Source organism: Lichenicola sp. (assembly GCF_965198575.1).
GTDB lineage: Bacteria > Pseudomonadota > Alphaproteobacteria > Acetobacterales > Acetobacteraceae > Lichenicola.
In genome coordinates, this window is record NZ_OZ240671.1 from 3,600,557 (window position 1) to 3,617,536 (window position 16,980).

Genomic DNA, 16,980 nt, shown 5'->3' on the forward strand with positions numbered 1-16,980 from the left:
ACATAGCCCTGACCGCCGGCGTCCTTGCCCACGTCGCAAGCGTCGTCGGCGGCGGGGCCACTTGAGATCGATGTCGATCGTTTTCTTGCTGGTGGCAGCGGCGCATGCCGCGTTCGCGGTCCGGTGGCGGCAAAACGACGTTGCGGGAGTGTGGTGCATGGCGACGGGCACAAGGGGGTTCCGAGCCCACGATGGCGGCCCATTCGCGTCGGACCTATCCGGCCAGGATTTCTGGTCCCTGCTGCACGCCGGATACCGGCCGATCGAGATGGTGATGGGACGCTGCGTCTATCATGTCACCCACCGGGGCGTTTTATCCGGCCTGGGCAAAGTCGGCCGCAACGTCGAGCTGGAAAATTCCACCTCCGCAAAGGCCGAAAGCGTTGTCGGCCTGGATATTCACGAGGGAAGCCACAGCTGGAAAACCACGTGATCGAGTTCTTCGCGATCGGAACCGCGGTCCTGGCTCTGGAGCAGGAGATCGCTCCCGAGAAGATCACCGACCCGATCATGGTCCTGGCGGTCAACGATTAGCTTCCTGGCGGGTCGAGTAAGGCGCGATCCTGGCGGCAAGTCGCGCTAGTTCCTGACGGGTCGCCGCATGTTTCAGCGAGTTCAGGCACTGCCGAGCCCGGCGCCCCTCCGGGATTGAATCGACCGGCTGGACCCGGCTGCCGGACAGCCTGCCCGCCAGAACCAGCCTTCCACGGCCGACCTCAGGGCGCCGGATCCTCGGGATCGATCATCACGCCCGCCGGACGACGCACCCGGGTGTGCGAGAGCAGCAGGAAGCCCGCCACCACCAGCAGCACGCCGACCAGGATCGGCACGCGGGCGATCAGCCAGTTCGCCGTCCAGGCCGGCACGTTGGCCGAGTTCATGTTGAAGGCGAGGGACCACACGCTGATCGAGGCGATGATGAAGCCGATCAGCATCAGGGCGACGATCAGATAGACCCGTTTCAGCAACATCCCGGCTAATCCTTCTGGCTGCGGACGACGGTGTCGCCCGCTGCATGTCCCGCAGCAAGTGCTGCCGCATTCTCAGCCGCAAGACGCGAGTGGCGGTAGCCGTAGCATCCGTAGCACAGCGCCCCGATGACCACGTAGCCCATCAGCAGGGACGCCGGCACCGGGTTGTGGTTCAGCAGCGAGCGCGTCATGTCGATCAGCAGCGGGGCCGCCATGACGATGCTGAACAGGATGCCCAGCGCCGGCACCACGCCGATCCAGACCCCGCGGATGCGGACGCCCCCGAGCGGCACCGGGAACGGCGGACGCAGGTCGGGGATGGCGTTGCGCTGCCAGATCACCGTGAAGCAGACGATGCCGAACGCGGTCGTGGTGCCGAGGCTCACCAGGTCGCTGATGATGTCGATCGGCAGCAGGGCGGTCGCCGCCGCAACGCCGATGCCGAGCAGGATGGTGCCGAGCCAGGGGGTGCGGAATTTCGGGTGCAGCACGCAGAAGATCCGCGGCAGCAGCCCGTCGCGGGCGATCGTGAAGAAGATCCGGCTCTGGCCGTACTGGAGCACCAGCATCACCGAGCACAGCCCGGTCACCGCACCGATTTTCACGAACAGCGCGAGCCACGGCTGGCCCATCGCATCGACCGCGATCGCCAGCGGATCGGCGACGCCGAGCTGCTTGTACGGCACCACGCCGGTCATCACAGCCGCCACCGCGATATAGACCACGGTGCACACGGCGAGCGAGCTGATGATGCCGATCGGCACGTCGCGCCTGGGATTCTTGGCCTCCGCGCTGGCACAGGACACCGCCTCGAACCCGACATAGGCGAAGAAGATCACCGAGGCGGCGCGGAAGATCCCCGGGATGCCGTAGCGGAAGCCGCCCTGGTTCGGCGGAATGAACGGCACCCAGTTCGCCGGGTGGATCGCCTTGATGCCCAGCGCCACGAACACCAGCAGCACCGACACCTTCAGCACCACGATCACGCTGTTGACGGTGGCACTTTCCGACACCCCGATCACCAGCAGGACGGTGACGATCACCGAGGCGAATGCGCCGACCAGGTTCACCCCGTGGCCGATATCCAGCGTCATGGTGCCGTTGGCGGCCGGGATCGTCTGGATGAACGAGGTCGACACCCAGGCCGGCAGGTTGACCCCGAAATCGGCAAGCAGGCTGGTGGCATACCCGGAAAAGCCCGCCGCGACGCCGGCACACGAGATCCCGTATTCAAGCAGCAGCAGCCACCCGACCACCCAGGCGGCGAGCTCGCCCATCGAGGCGTAGGCATAGGTATAGGCCGACCCGCTGACCGGCATGGTCGAGGCGAGCTCGCCATAGGAGAGGGCGGTAAACACGCAGGCGAGGCCGGCCACCAGGAACGACAGCAGGATCGCCGGACCCGCGTAGTTCGCGGCCGCCGTGCCGGTCATCACATAGATGCCGGCGCCGATGGTCGAGCCGATGCCCAGCATGGTGAGGTTGAGCGGCCCGAGGCTGCGCTTCAGGCCGTGCGTGTTGGTCTCGGCCTCGATCTGCGCCAGCGTCTTGCGCAGCCGGAACCGGCCCGAGCGCGGTCCAGCCGCACGCACGCCGGTGGTGATGCTCATTGGGCGCCGCCAGCCGGATCCGGGCGCGGTGCGGGGGGCGAGTGCATGGTTGCCATGCACCGATCGTATGGAGGAGGCATCCGCCGGGTTCAAGTGTGGCGCCCGCATTACACCCCCGGGGCGGAACCATTGTAGCATCGCCGGCATGAAAGCGCCTCTGGCTGCGGTCACCATGGCCTACAACGAGCCGATCTTCCTGCCGGTCTGGCTGCGCCATCACGGCGGCCAGGTGGGTGCTGCGAACTGCTTCGTGCTGGATCACGGCTCGACCGACGGCAGCACCGCCGCCGCACGTGTGGAGGGTGCCAGCGTGGTCAGGATCCCGCGCTCGCCGCAGGACGACACCAGGCGCTGCGGCTTCGTGTCGGATTTCTGCGCGTCGCTGCTGAACTGGTACGACGCCGTCATCTACACCGACGTCGACGAGCTCCTGGTGCCCGACCCGGCCGCCTACCCGTCACTGCTGGCGTTCGCCGCCACGGTTCGCGCCGATGAGGTGGTGACGGCGCTGGGCTTCGACGTCGTGCAGGTGCCGGACCTGGAGCCTTCGCTTGACTGGGGCCAGCCGATCGGACCGCAGCGCGACTGGCTCCGCTTCAGCAGCGCCATGTGCAAACCGGTGCTGATCCGTCGCCGCGCCGCCTGGGCGCCCGGCTTCCACTGCATCGACGCGCCACCGGCGTTCCGCGACCTGTTCCTGTTCCATCTGCGCTACGTCGACCTGGTCTCGGGCCTGGCCCGCCTGGCCCGCACGCGAACCCAGCCTTGGATCACCCCCGAGGCAGGGTCCCACCAGCGCACGCCGGACACGCGGTGGGAGGGCATGCTGCGCGGCATGGCCGGCCTGCCGAAACGCACCGACGTCACCTTGCTGGCAGACGATCCACTGCTCATGGCGTGGCAGGCCCGCGTGCTGGACAGCGTGGCGGAGCGCACCGACGCACTCTACCGGATCGACCTGCATCTGAGCGGCGACGAGCTCTGGCGGCTGCCTGACCGGTTCCGCGGCCAGTTCTAGGTCGCCTGTGTGCGGGCTTACGCCTTACAATCACCCATCCGGCGGCTGCCTGGTCAGCCGGCAGAACAATCCGCGTCCGGGCCGATGGAAGCCTCGGGCAACCGCAAGCTCGATCAGGCGCCGTGCAAGGAGATTTCAATGAATGAAATCACGAACGACAAGACCTTCACCGAGACCTTCGAGATGGCCGGCAAGTGCCCGTTCGGTGGCGACAGGGTCGGAGGCGCCTTCGGAACACCGCCGACCCTGGAGACCTGGTATCCGGCCCGGCTGCGGGTCGAGCTTCTCCACCAGAACGGTCTCGCGGCAGATCCGCTCGGCTCGGACTTCGATTACGCCGCCGCATTCGCGAAGCTGGATTTCGCGGCCCTCAAGCAGGACATCAAGCAGTTCCTGACGACATCGGTGGCCTGGTGGCCGTCGGACTACGACAATTACGGCCCGCAGATGATCCGCATGGCCTGGCACGCAGCCGGCACCTATCGCATTTCGGACGGGCGCGGTGGTGCCGGGACGGCGATGCAGCGCTTCGCCCCGATCAGCAGCTGGTGGGATAACGGCAATACCGACAAGTCGCGTCGCCTGCTGCAACCGATCAAGCACAAATACGGCAATGGCCTGTCATGGGGCGACCTGATGATCCTGACCGGCAACTGCGCCCTCGAGATCATGGGCCTGCCCACCTATGGCTTTGGCGGCGGCAGGCTCGACGCGTGGGAGGCGGACAACGCCACCTACTGGGGCCCGGAGATCTGGGACCCGAAGGACGTCGACAGTTTCGACAGCATGGTCACCCGGGACAAGCGCTGGCGCGGCAGGAACGGCGATGCCGATTACGACCTGGAAAATCCGCTTGCCGCATCGCATCAAGCGCTGATCTACGTCAATCCGGAAGGGCCGTATGCGAATGGCGATCCGATGGGATCGGCGCGCGATATCCGGATCACCTTCACGCGCATGGCGATGAACAACGAGGAGACGGTGGCGCTGATCGCCGGCGGCCACGCCTTCGGAAAGAGCCACGGCATGGTGCCTGCGAAAGAGGTCGGACCGCCGCCGGAAATCGCCCCGATGGAAGCCATGGGCCTCGGCTGGAACAATCCGAAGGGACCCGGTTTCGCGCAATACACCATGACCAACGGGATCGAGGGCAGCTGGACGCCGAACCCGACGCAGTGGGACAACAGCTACCTCGAGAACCTGTTCAAGTTCGAGTGGGAGCAGACCAGGGGTCCGGCCGGCGCGCTGCAGTGGAAGCCGATCGACCCAACCGCGCCGAAAACGCCGGACGCGCATGTCGCGGGTCAGATGAACGACCTGATGATGATGACCAGCGACATCGCGCTCAAGGTCGATCCGGAATACCGCAAGGTGTGCGAGAAATTCCTCGGCGACTTCGATGCGTTTACCCAGGCCTTTTCCAAGGCCTGGTACAAGCTCACGCATCGGGACATGGGACCGAAGCATCGCTATCTCGGCCCGGAAGTGACGATCGAGGACGGCCTGCTCTGGCAGGATCCGCTACCCGAGCGGGATTACGACCTGGTCGACGATGCCGACGTCGCATCCTTGAAAAAAGCGATCCTGGCGTCCGGGCTGACCGTATCGGATCTGGTCTTCACCGCGTTTTCCGCAGCGGCGACTTACCGTGACAGCGACAAGCGTGGCGGCGCCAATGGTGGTCGCCTGGCGCTGGCGCCGCAGAAGGACTGGGCGGTCAATCGCCGGGCGGCGCCGGTGGTGGCGACATTGCGCGGCGTCATGTCCGACTTCAACAGCAGGCAGGCGGGTCGCACGAGGATCTCCCTGGCCGACCTGATCGTGCTCGGTGGCTGTGCCGCCGTGGAGAAGGCAGCGCGAGATGCCGGCATCGAAGCCGGCGTGCCGTTCACGCCGGGACGGGTCGATACCACGCAGCCGCGCACCGACCTTGAGATGTTCGAATGGCTGAAGCCGATCGTCGATGGTTTCCGCAACTACGTTGGCGACGAGTTCAGCCAGGTCTCGCAGGGTGTGGCCCCCGAGGAGTTCTTCCTCGACAAGGCGAACCTGATGAAGCTGACAGCCCCGGAATGGACGGTCCTCGCCGGCGGGCTGCGGGTGCTGAACGCCAACCATGACAACTCGAATAGCGGCGTCTTCACCGACAGGGTCGGCGTGCTGACCAACGATTTCTTCGTCAACCTGACCGACACCGACCTGGTGTGGGAGAAGTCGGACGACGCGGCGATGCACTTCGTTCTCAAGGATCGCGAGAGCGGCGCTGCGAAGTTCATCGCAACGCGAAACGACCTGGTGTTCGGGGCGAACGCGCAGCTGCGGTCGATCGCCGACGTCTATGCCGGCAGCGATGGACACCATCGCTTCGTTCGCGACTTCATCAAGGCCTGGGACAAGGTGATGATGCTCGATCGCTACGACGTGAAAGGTCATAGACGCTACGCGCCGATGGCGGCTTGAGGAAGCGTACTTTCAGGTTGTGAGGGTTCGCTCAGGGAGCGAGCCCTGCCTAACCGAGCCGTGACGCGGCCGATCGACCCAGGCCGGTGCGAGGCCACAGACGCTAACGGACCGCGTGGGGTCGGCTGGCCGGAACCAGCTTGCAGACCCCTCGTTTCAAGGGCTCTACAGCAACATCAGGGTTCCAAATGGGTAGCTACAGCCGTCGAACCACCCTGCGAATGGTCGCCGTCGGATCCGTGTCGCTGGCATTATCCGTACTGGGTCCGAGAGCGCACAGCCAGACGGCGCTGCCCGACCCGAACAGACCAGCCGGGCGCCCGCCAGTGTCCGGACATGTCGCGCGGCCTCCCGGCGGAGTGCCCCGCGGCGTGGTTCTCCCACGCGCGGGCGTCGATCCGGGCATGAGAGTGATGGCGCCGCACGTGCCGCCGCAGAGCACCCCGGTCATCCGGCCGGGGAGAACCGGGCCGGATGCCGATGGTGTCGTGGTGCCGCGCTAGGTTCGGCTTTCCGCCAGGCCTGGCTCAGTCACCCTTCGACTTGCCTCTTCGGCTCGGCTTGGTGTCGGCCTTGCCGGCGGAGAGGGGCTTGGTCTTCTTGGCGGGGGTCTGCCCTGGCGCGTCGGCGGCAAGCCCCTCGGCGCCGGTCGGCGGGTCCTCGGCGAGCGCCTCCCTGGCATCTTCGCGCGACATCGGTGTCGGATGGGCCTCGCCCTGGTCGGCGAAGCGGTCCGGGAACTCGCCGAGATTGGCCTGCAGGAAAGCCTCCTCCACCGGCTCGGTGCGGTTCGGATCGGCACCCGGCAGGGTCGCCGGGTTCGGCAGCTGGCCGAACTCCGGATTGCCTTCCATGCCGATGAGCTCGCTCGCGCGCTCCCAGTACTCGTCGTGGCGCCCATGCGGACGACCATCGGCTTCCCACAGGTGATAGGCGCGTTCCCTGATGCGTGCGTCCCGTGCCGGGTCGTTCTCGAGCGGGTTGTCGGACATCTGATCGTATTCCTCCGAAATGGCGGCGGGCCGCCAGCGATGAAGCGCCGTCTAACCGGCCCGGTTCCCAGCAGCATCTGGACGCCGCAGGCGTTGCGCTGCAGCGGCCCGATGCCATCTACACGACAACGGCTTACGGAAGCACGCCCATGTCGGACAGGGACGCCGCGCCATCCATCGAGCCCGGCCGTCATGCGGCAGTTCTCGGAGGCGGCTGCTTCTGGTGCCTGGATGCGGTCTATCGCGACCTGCATGGGGTGATCGACGTGCAGCCGGGCTATGCCGGTGGCGATGATCCGGCGCCGGGTTACGAGGCGGTCTGCAGCGGCCGCACCGGCCACGCCGAAGTGGTCCGCATCGAGTACGAACCCGCCTTGGTGTCCTATGCCGACCTGCTGCGGGTGTTCTTCACGATCCACGACCCGACGACCCTGAACCGCCAGGGCGCCGATGTCGGCTCGCAGTACCGGTCGGTCGTGTTCACGAGCGTCGCGGACGAGCGCGCCGTCGCCGGGTCGGTCATGCGCGAGATTGCCGGCGCCGGCCTCTGGGATGGCCCGATCGGCACCGAGATCAGCCCGCTGCCACTCTTCCATCCGGCGGAGGCCGAGCATCACGACTATCATGCGCGCCACCCCGAGGCCGGTTATTGCCGGGTGGTGATTGCGCCGAAGCTCGCGAGGTTTCGCATGCAGTTCCCCGGTCTGCTGAAGGCGCCGGGGGCGCGCGCCGCCTCCCGCGAGCTTCAGCCATCCTCCTCGTCGAGGAAGAACTGGTCGGCTTCCTCGTCGAAGTCGAACAGCTCGGCGTAGCGGCCCCAGCTGATCACCGTCGACAGCGTCTGGCGCGCATAGTCAGGCGACATGTGGTCCTCGAGCTCGTCGCGGAAGCGCTCGGCACGCGCGCGGTGATTCCAGCGCTCGTCCAGCACCTGGCGGATCACCGAGACCACCGGGAGGTTCTTCATCAGGCTGGCGCCGAGGATCCGCTTGCGCTCGTCGAGTTCGCCATGGACGAAGCTCTGCCCGTCCGGAGTGAGCCGGATGTCGCCCTCCTCGAGCTCGGCGAATTTCAGCATCTGCAGGCTCTCGCCGAGCGGCAGCAGGTCGTCGAGCTCCAGCTGCAGGGCGCCCGCCAGCAGAGGCAGGTCGGCGCGTCCGCGATACGGCTCCTCGGCGAGCGTCTCCATCAGGCCGGCCATCAGGTTCATCGGCAGCTCCGGCAGCGACTGGCTGAAGGCGGCCGTTGCAGTCGTGGCCTCGGCGGCATCCACCGGCGGTGGCGTCTCGCGCCGGGTCATCAGCCCGTAGATACGGTCGACGAACTGCCGGAAGGCCAGATCGTGGCGGTTGCGCGGATGCGGGAACGGCACGATCAGCTCGTGCGCCACGCGACCCGGGTTCGAGGAGAACACCAGGATGCGGTCGCACATCAGCACGCTCTCCTCGATGTTGTGGGTGACGATCAGGATCGCCTTCACCGGCAGCTTGCGCTCCGACCACAGCTCGATCAGGTCGGTGCGCAGGTTTTCCGCGGTCAGTACGTCCAGTGCCGAGAACGGCTCGTCCATCAGCAGCAGGTCGGGATGCACGACCAGGGCCCGCGCCAGCCCGACGCGCTGGCGCATGCCGCCGGACAGCTCCTTGGGGTAGGCGTTCTCGTAGCCGCCGAGGCCGATCAGCTCGATCGCCTCCTCGGCGAGACGCTCCCGCTCGGCCCGCGCCACCCCCTTGGCCTCGAGCCCGAGCTCGACATTGGCCTGCACGGTCAGCCACGGGAACAGCGCGAAACTCTGAAACACCATCGCCACGCCCGGCGCCGGCCCGACCAGCGGGCTGCCACGCCAGCAGACCTCGCCCGAGGTGGGCGTCAGCAGGCCCGACACGATCCGCAGCAGCGTCGACTTGCCGGATCCGGACCGCCCCAGCAGCCCGACGATCTCGCCCGAATGCAGCGTGAGCTCGACATCGTCCAGCACCACCAGGGCGGCGCTGCTCTCCTTCATGTACGCCTGGCGGCAGCGGCGGACGCGGACCAGCTCCTCCGGCGCATCGGCGGTGGCGGGCGGGGCAAGGCCCGGCTTGTCCAATGTTGCGTCCATGTCGGTGTCCTCCCGGGCCGTATCAGGCGAGTTTTCGGCTATGCGAGGGTGAGGCGGCGGCTCGAGAACTCATACATCGGACGCCATACCAGTCGATTGAACACGATGACGAAGAACGACATCGCCACCATGCCCAGCGCCACGTGCGAGATCGAGCCGGCGACAGTGGCCTGTGCGATGTAGCTGCCGAGCCCTGTCGCGGTCAGTGTCGTGCTGCCCCAGCTCGCCACCTCGGCGAGGATCGAGGCGTTCCAGGCGCCGCCGGACGCGGTCAGCGCCCCGGTCACGTAGTACGGGAAGATGCCCGGCAGCATCACCCGCAGCCACCAGCGCCAGCCGCCGATCTGGAAGTTGCGAGCCACCTCGAGCAGGTCGCCCGGGAAGGCCGCCGCACCGGCGATCACGTTGAACAGGATATACCACTGCGTCCCGAGGATCATCAGCGGCGTCAGCCAGACGTTGCTGCTGAGGTGGTAGTGCACGATCGCCACCACGAAGATCGGGTAGAACAGGTTGGCCGGGAACGAGGCCATGAACTGCACCACCGGCTGCGCGCGACGCGCCCAGACCGGACGCAGGCCGAGCCAGACGCCGATCGGAACCCAGACCAGGCTGGCGAGGATGATCATCGTGACGACGCGGGTCATGGTGAACACGCCGAGCAGCATGACGTGGCCGATCTCGTGCAGGCTCAGGTTGGCGCGCGCATAGAGGAAGACCTGCCAGGCGCCGATCGCTGCGATCAGCACCAGGACGCTGAGCCACAGCCGGTCGCCGGCCTTCGGCGAGATCAGCTGGCGGCCCGGCGCACCCGGGCGGCGTCCGATCGGCAGTCCGCCCACCGAGGTCAGCATGTCGCCGAACAGCCGGCTGGCCTGGTTGAGCAGCCGGGTGCGACGCAGCAGGGCCAGCATCCAGGGATCGTTGGCGACGGCGCCGGCCGTGGTCTCGAAGCGGAACCGCGCCGACCAAGCCACCAGTGGCCGGAACAGCAGCTGGTCGTAGAGCAGGATCACCACCAGCATGGTGACGATCGCCTCGATCACCGCCGTGAGGTCCCGGTGCGCCACCGCGGTCGCGATGAACGAGCCGATGCCGGGCAGCACGACGGTCGTATTGCCGACCGACACGCTCTCCGACGCCACCACCATGAACCAGCCGCCGGACATCGACATCATGGTGTTCCACACCAGCCCCGGCATGGCGTAGGGCACCTCGAGCCGCCAGAAGCGCTGCCACGAGGAGAGCCCGAAGCTGCGCGACACCTCCTCGAGATCGGCCGGCACGGTCTTCAGCGACTGGTACATGCTGAACGCCATGTTCCAGGCCTGGCTGGTGAAGATCACGAAAATGACCGCCAGCTCGGCGCCCAGCACGCGGCCGGGGAACAGGCTCATGAAGAAAACGACGGTGAAGGTGAGGAAGCCCAGGATCGGGATCGACTGCAGGATGTCGAGGATCGGCACCAGGATCGCGCCGGCGCGCCGGCTCTTTGCCGCCCACACCGCATAGGTGAAGGTGAACAGCAATGACGCCACCAGGGCCGCGAACATGCGCAAGGTCGTGCGCACGGCATAGGCGGGCAGGTATGCGGCCTCGAGATGGATGTCGGTGGCGCCGGGGGCCGAGAGTGGCGCCAGCGTATGCCGCGCGATGCTGCCGATGGCGACGGCCAGGCCCAGCATCACCAGGATCGCAGCCAGGTCGAACAGGTTGAAACGGGTCTCGATGGTGCTGTTGGTGTGACCACGCACATAAGCGAACCGACCGGGGGCGAAGCGCGTCGGCAGCATCATGTCGGCACCGTGTCATGTCATCGTGTCGCGCCTTTAGCGCACCTCACCGGCCACCGCCAGACGGGTGGGGCTGTCGCCGGGCCGGCCTTCATGACAATTCAGCTGTCGGGCGCGGATACCGTCGTGACGCCGGTGCTGCCGAAACCGCCGGCGCCCCGGGTGGTGGCATCGAGCGTCTCGACCGGCTGCCACTCGACCCGCAGCACCGGTGACAGCACCGCCTGCGCGATCCGCATTCCGCGCTCGATGGCGAACGGCGCGTCGCCGGCATTCATCACGATCACCTGGAGCTCGCCGCGGTAATCCTCGTCGATCGTCCCCGGCGCGTTGGGCAACAGGATGCCGTGCTTCAGCGCCAGGCCCGAGCGCGGCCGGATCTGCAGCTCGTGACCCGGCGGCAGGGCGATGGCGAGCCCGGTCGGGACCAAGGTGCGGGCTCCGGGTGCGAGCATGATGGTCTCGGCGACCGCGGCCAGCAGGTCCATGCCGGCAGCACCTGCGGTGGCGTAGGCGGGCAATGGCAGGCCCTCGCCGTGCGGCAGCCGGGTGACCTGAATGGTGCGGATCGGTGCGGTCACGCGTGCGTCTCCGAGCGGTCGCCGGTGATGAAGGCGGCAATGCGGGCGGCCAGCCGGGCGGCGACTTCGTGCTTGTCGAGGTGGGGCCAGGCCTCGGCGCCGGCAGCGGTGATCAGCTGCACCTCGTTATGGGTGCCGCCCATGATCCCGGGCGAGCCGTCCAGCGGTTGGCCGACATCATTGGCCACGATCCAGTCGCAGCCCTTGGCGGCGCGCTTGGCGACCGCATTGGAGAGCAGGTCGTCGGTCTCGGCGGCGAACCCGACCACCAGTTTCGGGCGGCTCGGACCGGGTCTCGACAGGGTTGCCAGGATGTCGGGATTGAGGGTGAGGGCGAGCGGCGCCGGCGACCGGCCCGGCTGCTTCTTCAGCTTCGAGGCGGCCGGCACGTCGACCCGCCAGTCGGCGACTGCGGCAGTCAGCACGGCGATATCGGCGGGCATTGCAGCCTCGCAGGCGGCCAGCATCTCCTGCGCGGTCTCGACGGCGATCCGCGTCGTGCCGGGCGATGGATCGAGATTAACCGGACCGCTGACCAGCGTCACTCGTGCCCCGCGCGCGGCCAGGGCGCCCGCGATCGCATAGCCCTGGCGGCCACTGCTGCGGTTTGCGAGGTATCGCACCGGGTCGATCGGCTCGTGCGTCGGCCCGGCGGTGACCAGCGCGTGCCGCCCGGCGAGATCCTGCGGCACCGGCTCCCGGGCCAGCAGGGCAGCGATCGCGGCCAGGATGACGGGCGGCTCGGCAAGACGCCCGGGCCCGAACTCGTTGCACGCCATGACCCCGTCATCCGGCCCGACCACCGTGATGCCGCGCGCCCGCAGCGTCGCCAGGTTGGCCTGGGTGGCGGGGTGCTGCCACATCCGCACGTTCATCGCGGGCGCCACCAGGACCGGCGTGTCGGTGGCCAGCAGCAGCGTGGTGGCAAGATCCGAGGCCAGGCCGTGCGCCATGCGGGCGAGGATGTCGGCCGAGGCTGGGCACACCACGACGAGGTCGGCGGAGCGGGAGAGGGCGATATGGCCCATCTCGCTCTCGTCGGTAAGCGACCACAGGGTGGTATGGACCGGCTCGCCGCTGAGCGCCTGCAGGCTGAGCGGCGTGACGAACTGGCCTCCCGCGTCGGTCAGCACGCAACGCACGCCGGTGCCGGCTCCGGTCAGCAGCCGGATCAGTTCGAGCGACTTGTACGCAGCGATGCCGCCACTGACGATCAGCAGGACACGCCTGCCATCGAGGGCGACGGCCCCGGATGCAGCAGCGCTCACAGGCGCCAGCCGGAATGGATCGCCGCGATCCCGCCGGACAGGTTGCGCACGGCGACCCGCGCCAGGCCGGCCTCGCGCATCATCTGCGCCAGGGTTTCCTGGTCGGGAAACTGCCGGATGCTCTCGGCCAGGTACTGGTAGCTCGCCGAGTCGCCGGCGATCGCCTGGCCCAGCCGCGGCAGCACGCCGAACGACCATGCATCATATAACGGTGCCAGGGCGGCGACCTGCACGCGGGAGAATTCCAGGCACAGGAAGCGGCCGCCCGGTTTCAGCACCCGCCTGGCTTCTGCCAGCACCGCCGCCTTGTCGGTGCAGTTGCGCAGGCCGAACGCCATCGAGACCCGCTCGACGCTGCGGTCGGGCAGCGGCAGGCGCTCCGCGTCGGCGACCAGGAACCTCAGCCGCGGCAGCAGCGCGTTGCCGACCGCCCGGCCGTGGCCCACCGACAGCATGCTGGCATTGATGTCCGACAGGATCGCCGGACCCCCACCGCCACGCAGCCAGCCGAAGCTGACGTCGCCGGTGCCGCCCGCCAGGTCCAGCAACGAGAGCTGCGGCCGCGGGCCGAGGGCGTTGATGAAGATGCGTTTCCAGACCCGGTGGATGCCGAGCGACATCACGTCGTTCATCAGGTCGTATTTCGGCGCCACGCTGTCGAACACCGCGCGGACCATCGGCTTCTTCTCGTCGATGGCGACGCTCCGGTAGCCGAAATCGGTGGTGGCACCCGTGGGGCCGGGCGGGGCGGCGCCAGGGGGGGCAGGGGTCGGAGGCAGGTTGTCGCTCATGGGGTCAGGCTATAGCCTGCCTCGGACCCATGCCGGAACTCCCAGAAGTCGAGACCGTGATGCGCGGGATGCGGGCGCATCTCGAGGGTCACACCATCATCCGGGCCGAGGTGCGCCGGCCGGACCTGCGTTGGCCGATGCCGCCGGGCCTGGCCGCACGGCTGCGCGGCGCGCGGGTCGAGAGTTTCCGCAGGCGCGGCAAGTACATCCTGATGCGTCTCGAGGGCGGCGACAGCATGCTGCTGCATCTGGGGATGTCCGGCCGGGTGAACCTGACCCGGCTCGACCCGGCGGTTCCGGTCGCGGTGGCGCCTCACGAGCACGTGGTGATCGAGACCGAGGAGGGCTGCCGGCTCGGTCTGGTGGATCCGCGTCGGTTCGGCGCGATCGACCTGATGCGCACCGACGCCGAGGACCAGCACCGGTTGCTGGCGGGCATGGGCCCCGAACCGCTGGAGCCGGCATTCACCGCCAGCCACCTGCACCACACGCTCGCGGGCAAACGCACACCCATGAAGGCAGCACTGCTCGACCAGCGGCTGGTGGCGGGCCTGGGCAACATCTACGTGTGCGAGGCGCTGTTCCGGGCACGACTTTCGCCGGAGCGGCTGGCCGGCACGATCGGGCCGGCACGGGCTGGGCGGCTGGTGGCGGCGATCCGGGCCGTGCTGTCCGAGGCCATCGCCGCCGGCGGTTCGAGCCTGCGCGACTATGTGCAGCCGGACGGCGAACTCGGCTATTTCCAGCATGCCTGGCGGGTCTATGGCCGCGAGGGCGAGGGCTGTCCGGACTGTCCCGGCGCCCCCACCTGCAACGGCATCCAGCGGCTGGTGCAGTCAGGCCGAAGCAGCTTCCACTGCCCGCGCCTGCAACGCTGAGACGATCACCGCCGCCACCCCGACCGACTTGACTTGCCGCATCTCCCGGGCCTAGAAACCCGACCCTTCGCCGGGTCGTTCGTCCGGGGCTTCGGCCTCGACCAGCGGCAGCCGGCCCACATCGACGTGCTGAACTGAGCAGAGACCCATGGCGAACACCGCATCGGCGCGCAAGCGCATCAGGCAGAACGAAGTCCGCAGCGCGCGCAACACCGCGCGCCGGTCACGGATGCGTACCTTCGTGAAGAAGGTCGAGACGGCGATCTCGTCCGGCGACAAGGAACAGGCTGTCGCTGCCTTGCGCGCGGCCCAGCCGGAAATGCAGCGCGCCGTGGGCAAGGGGGTCGCACACGCTAACACGATCTCGCGCAAGATCTCGCGCCTGTCTAAGCGCATCAAGGCAATCGCCGCTGGCTGATCACGAGTTGCGCTGACGGGCGGTTAGCAGGCTCTCACAATCCGTCTCGCGCGTCGCGACGACAGAGTTTCGACCACCCATATTTGATGACGGGCCGCGTGCGCAAGCCGCGGCCCGTTTTCGTTCCGGTCCGGCTGGCGTCCACACTTGTTAGTGACGTGTTCAGTCATGTTAGTAACTTGACGCTGTGTTCTTTTTGGGAACGCCCCTCTTGCGGCCAGATTCCCGTTGCCTCCTCAATCCGCCCCGGCCTACTCTAAATGACGGTCGTGAGACTGACCGGCCGCTGCAACAGACGGCCCTCCCTCGAACGCTGCGCTCAAACGTAACCGCCCTTGCGGGTGTCCACGTTTTGTCTGCAGCTTCGAGAGTTGATTGTTGTTGACTGGGTCGTTTGGGATCGATGGCGGGAGCGGGGTGGGTGAGAGTGACGTCCAGCAGGTATGAGCGCGACGCCCCGGAAGTGGATGCGGCTGTCGAAACACGAAACGAGGCGCCCGCCTGCGCGCCCTACCGTCAGGCCTTTGCCGCAGGCGCTTCCGGCCTTGACGAGCAATATTCGACGTCCGGGCATCCGCTCGGCGAGCATTGGTCACGCATCTGCGGCCGGCTGCAGAACGAGGTCGGCGAGGTCGAATATCGCACCTGGCTGCGGCAGATGACGCTTGGCGCTGTCGATCACGACGAGATCACGCTCTATTTGCCGACCAGGTTCCTGCGCGACTGGGTGCGCAGCCAGTATGGCGACCGGCTTGGCGCCCTGTGGAATACCGAAGTCCCGCAAATCCGGCGTGTCGAGCTCATGCTGTCACCCGAGGCGCATGCCGCGGGACCATCTGCCGGGATCGCGACATCGACGGCGCCGGGTGCCGCGCCGGTACCGCTGGTCGCCGGCGGATCGAGCAAGGCGTTTTCCCCTGAGACAGCCTCGGAGGCGCCCAGGGGTTTTTCCGCTGCGTCGTCTCGATCCTCAGGCACGGTGTCGGTGCCCCACGCGGCGGCCGCCATCCCGGAGCCGCGTGGCGATCTGGCAGCGCCGCTGGATCCCCGCTTCTCGTTCGAGGCCTTCGTCGTCGGCAAGCCCAACGAGTTCGCTTATGCCTGTGCGCGCCGGGTTGCCGAAAGGCCGTCCAGCCCGGGCTTCAACCCGCTGTTCCTGTATGGCGGCGTCGGGCTCGGCAAGACCCACCTGATGCACGCCATCGGCCTGGAGCTGACCCGCCCGGCCCGGCCACAGGGTGCCGTGTCGGTCGCCTACATGTCGGCCGAGAAATTCATGTACCGCTTCATCGCGGCGATCCGCTCGCAATCGACGATGGAATTCAAGGAGCAGCTGCGTTCCGTCGACGTGCTGATGATCGACGACCTGCAGTTCCTGATCGGCAAGGACAACACGCAGGAGGAGTTCTTCCACACCTTCAATGCGCTGGTCGATGCCGGCAAGCAGATCGTGGTGTCGGCGGACAAGTCGCCGTCGGATCTGTCCGGCCTCGAGGACCGGCTGCGCACGCGGCTCGGCTGCGGCATGGTCGCCGACCTGCACGCGACCACTTTCGAACTGCGCATCTCCATCCTCGAGGCCAAGGCGCTGGCATCCGGCGTCGCGGTGCCGCCCAAGGTGCTGGAGTTTCTCGCCCACAAGATCACCACCAACGTGCGCGAGCTCGAGGGTGCGTTGAACCGGATGATCGCGCACGCCAATCTGTTCGGCCGCTCGGTGACGCTGGATGCGACGCAGGAGGTGCTGCACGACATCCTCAAGGCGCATGACCGGCGCGTCACCATCGAGGAAATCCAGCGCAAGGTCTCCGAGCACTGGAATATCCGCCTCACCGACATGTCGTCGGCGCGTCGTGCCCGGGCGGTGGCGCGGCCGCGCCAGGTGGCGATGTATCTCGCCAAGCAATTGACCAGCCGGTCGCTGCCCGAGATCGGTCGCAAGTTCGGCAATCGCGACCACACCACCGTCATGCACGCGGTCAGCCGGGTGACCGAGCTGATGGAGCGCGACACCGCATTCGCCGAGGACGTCGAGCTGTTGCGCCGCATGCTGGAGAGCTGACGCCGCCTCCCGGAATGGCGCTTCCGGGCCAGCTTTC

15 protein-coding genes are annotated in these 16,980 nt (G+C 67.6%); 7 read left to right on the forward strand and 8 right to left on the reverse strand.

Going from position 1 to position 16,980, the window contains the following annotated elements:
- The first annotated feature begins 70 nt into the window (after positions 1 to 70).
- Positions 71 to 433 (forward strand): hypothetical protein, encoded by a 363-nt coding sequence (locus tag ACOEQ2_RS16295; RefSeq protein ID WP_419728994.1) that lies wholly within the window; start codon positions 71 to 73, stop codon positions 431 to 433.
- A gap of 283 nt (positions 434 to 716) precedes the next feature.
- Here ACOEQ2_RS16295 and ACOEQ2_RS16300 read toward each other — a convergent pair whose 3' ends face one another.
- On the reverse strand, positions 717 to 971 hold the full coding sequence (locus tag ACOEQ2_RS16300; RefSeq protein WP_419728995.1) for a hypothetical protein: 255 nt from the start codon (positions 969 to 971) through the stop codon (positions 717 to 719).
- Positions 972 to 976: 5 nt separating this feature from the next.
- Positions 977 to 2,581, reverse strand: coding sequence for an amino acid permease (locus ACOEQ2_RS16305; RefSeq protein WP_419728996.1), 1,605 nt, complete (start codon positions 2,579 to 2,581; stop codon positions 977 to 979).
- Positions 2,582 to 2,726: 145 nt separating this feature from the next.
- Here ACOEQ2_RS16305 and ACOEQ2_RS16310 point away from each other — a divergent pair, with 145 nt between their 5' ends.
- Both ACOEQ2_RS16310 and katG read left to right on the forward strand, forming a co-directional pair.
- On the forward strand, positions 2,727 to 3,599 hold the full coding sequence (locus ACOEQ2_RS16310; protein ID WP_419728997.1) for a glycosyltransferase family 2 protein: 873 nt from the start codon (positions 2,727 to 2,729) through the stop codon (positions 3,597 to 3,599).
- A gap of 138 nt (positions 3,600 to 3,737) precedes the next feature.
- Entirely contained in the window at positions 3,738 to 6,059 is a 2,322-nt protein-coding gene (gene katG / locus ACOEQ2_RS16315) for a catalase/peroxidase HPI (RefSeq protein WP_419728998.1), read from the forward strand.
- Between the two features lie 527 nt (positions 6,060 to 6,586).
- On the opposite strand, the gene ACOEQ2_RS16320 is transcribed toward katG, so the two are convergent.
- A complete protein-coding gene (locus ACOEQ2_RS16320) occupies positions 6,587 to 7,051 on the reverse strand; it encodes a DUF2934 domain-containing protein (protein WP_419728999.1) in 465 nt (154 codons plus the stop codon).
- A 149-nt stretch (positions 7,052 to 7,200) separates the two neighbouring features.
- Between ACOEQ2_RS16320 and msrA the strand changes: the two genes are divergently transcribed.
- Positions 7,201 to 7,863, forward strand: a complete 663-nt coding sequence (gene msrA, locus ACOEQ2_RS16325; protein ID WP_419729000.1) for a peptide-methionine (S)-S-oxide reductase MsrA — start codon at positions 7,201 to 7,203, stop codon at positions 7,861 to 7,863.
- Here the strand turns inward: msrA and ACOEQ2_RS16330 are convergent.
- The 5 genes from ACOEQ2_RS16330 to ACOEQ2_RS16350 all read right to left on the reverse strand — a co-directional run bounded on the left by ACOEQ2_RS16330 (position 7,797) and on the right by ACOEQ2_RS16350 (position 13,585).
- Positions 7,797 to 9,152 (reverse strand): AAA-associated domain-containing protein, encoded by a 1,356-nt coding sequence (locus ACOEQ2_RS16330; RefSeq protein WP_419729001.1) that lies wholly within the window; start codon positions 9,150 to 9,152, stop codon positions 7,797 to 7,799. The genes msrA and ACOEQ2_RS16330 overlap by 67 nt on opposite strands.
- A gap of 38 nt (positions 9,153 to 9,190) precedes the next feature.
- Positions 9,191 to 10,948, reverse strand: a complete 1,758-nt coding sequence (locus ACOEQ2_RS16335; protein WP_419729002.1) for an ABC transporter permease — start codon at positions 10,946 to 10,948, stop codon at positions 9,191 to 9,193.
- Positions 10,949 to 11,046: 98 nt separating this feature from the next.
- A complete protein-coding gene (dut, locus tag ACOEQ2_RS16340) occupies positions 11,047 to 11,526 on the reverse strand; it encodes a dUTP diphosphatase (protein WP_419729003.1) in 480 nt (159 codons plus the stop codon).
- Positions 11,523 to 12,794, reverse strand: coding sequence for a bifunctional phosphopantothenoylcysteine decarboxylase/phosphopantothenate--cysteine ligase CoaBC (gene coaBC / locus ACOEQ2_RS16345; protein WP_419729004.1), 1,272 nt, complete (start codon positions 12,792 to 12,794; stop codon positions 11,523 to 11,525). Before coaBC ends, dut begins: the two co-directional genes overlap by 4 nt.
- Positions 12,791 to 13,585: a class I SAM-dependent methyltransferase gene (locus ACOEQ2_RS16350; protein ID WP_419729005.1), complete on the reverse strand. Its 795-nt coding sequence runs from the start codon at positions 13,583 to 13,585 to the stop codon at positions 12,791 to 12,793. Before ACOEQ2_RS16350 ends, coaBC begins: the two co-directional genes overlap by 4 nt.
- A 29-nt stretch (positions 13,586 to 13,614) precedes the next feature.
- Between ACOEQ2_RS16350 and mutM the strand changes: the two genes are divergently transcribed.
- The 3 genes from mutM (at position 13,615) to dnaA (ending at position 16,943) form a co-directional block, all read left to right on the forward strand.
- A complete protein-coding gene (gene mutM / locus ACOEQ2_RS16355) occupies positions 13,615 to 14,463 on the forward strand; it encodes a bifunctional DNA-formamidopyrimidine glycosylase/DNA-(apurinic or apyrimidinic site) lyase (protein WP_419729006.1) in 849 nt (282 codons plus the stop codon).
- 148 nt (positions 14,464 to 14,611) lie between these two features.
- Positions 14,612 to 14,881, forward strand: a complete 270-nt coding sequence (gene rpsT, locus ACOEQ2_RS16360) for a 30S ribosomal protein S20 (RefSeq protein ID WP_419729007.1) — start codon at positions 14,612 to 14,614, stop codon at positions 14,879 to 14,881.
- A 403-nt stretch (positions 14,882 to 15,284) separates the two neighbouring features.
- Positions 15,285 to 16,943, forward strand: a complete 1,659-nt coding sequence (gene dnaA, locus ACOEQ2_RS16365) for a chromosomal replication initiator protein DnaA (protein ID WP_419729008.1) — start codon at positions 15,285 to 15,287, stop codon at positions 16,941 to 16,943.
- Positions 16,944 to 16,980: the final 37 nt, after the last annotated feature.

Coding starts and splice junctions, on each gene's coding strand:
- ACOEQ2_RS16295 (WP_419728994.1), top strand. CDS start 71: ATGTCGATCGTTTTCTTGCTGGTGGCAGCGGCGCATGCCGCGTTCGCG.
- ACOEQ2_RS16300 (WP_419728995.1), bottom strand. CDS start 971: ATGTTGCTGAAACGGGTCTATCTGATCGTCGCCCTGATGCTGATCGGC.
- ACOEQ2_RS16305 (WP_419728996.1), bottom strand. CDS start 2,581: ATGAGCATCACCACCGGCGTGCGTGCGGCTGGACCGCGCTCGGGCCGG.
- ACOEQ2_RS16310 (WP_419728997.1), top strand. CDS start 2,727: ATGAAAGCGCCTCTGGCTGCGGTCACCATGGCCTACAACGAGCCGATC.
- katG (WP_419728998.1), top strand. CDS start 3,738: ATGAATGAAATCACGAACGACAAGACCTTCACCGAGACCTTCGAGATG.
- ACOEQ2_RS16320 (WP_419728999.1), bottom strand. CDS start 7,051: ATGTCCGACAACCCGCTCGAGAACGACCCGGCACGGGACGCACGCATC.
- msrA (WP_419729000.1), top strand. CDS start 7,201: ATGTCGGACAGGGACGCCGCGCCATCCATCGAGCCCGGCCGTCATGCG.
- ACOEQ2_RS16330 (WP_419729001.1), bottom strand. CDS start 9,152: ATGGACGCAACATTGGACAAGCCGGGCCTTGCCCCGCCCGCCACCGCC.
- ACOEQ2_RS16335 (WP_419729002.1), bottom strand. CDS start 10,948: ATGATGCTGCCGACGCGCTTCGCCCCCGGTCGGTTCGCTTATGTGCGT.
- ACOEQ2_RS16350 (WP_419729005.1), bottom strand. CDS start 13,585: ATGAGCGACAACCTGCCTCCGACCCCTGCCCCCCCTGGCGCCGCCCCG.
- mutM (WP_419729006.1), top strand. CDS start 13,615: ATGCCGGAACTCCCAGAAGTCGAGACCGTGATGCGCGGGATGCGGGCG.
- rpsT (WP_419729007.1), top strand. CDS start 14,612: ATGGCGAACACCGCATCGGCGCGCAAGCGCATCAGGCAGAACGAAGTC.
- dnaA (WP_419729008.1), top strand. CDS start 15,285: ATGGCGGGAGCGGGGTGGGTGAGAGTGACGTCCAGCAGGTATGAGCGC.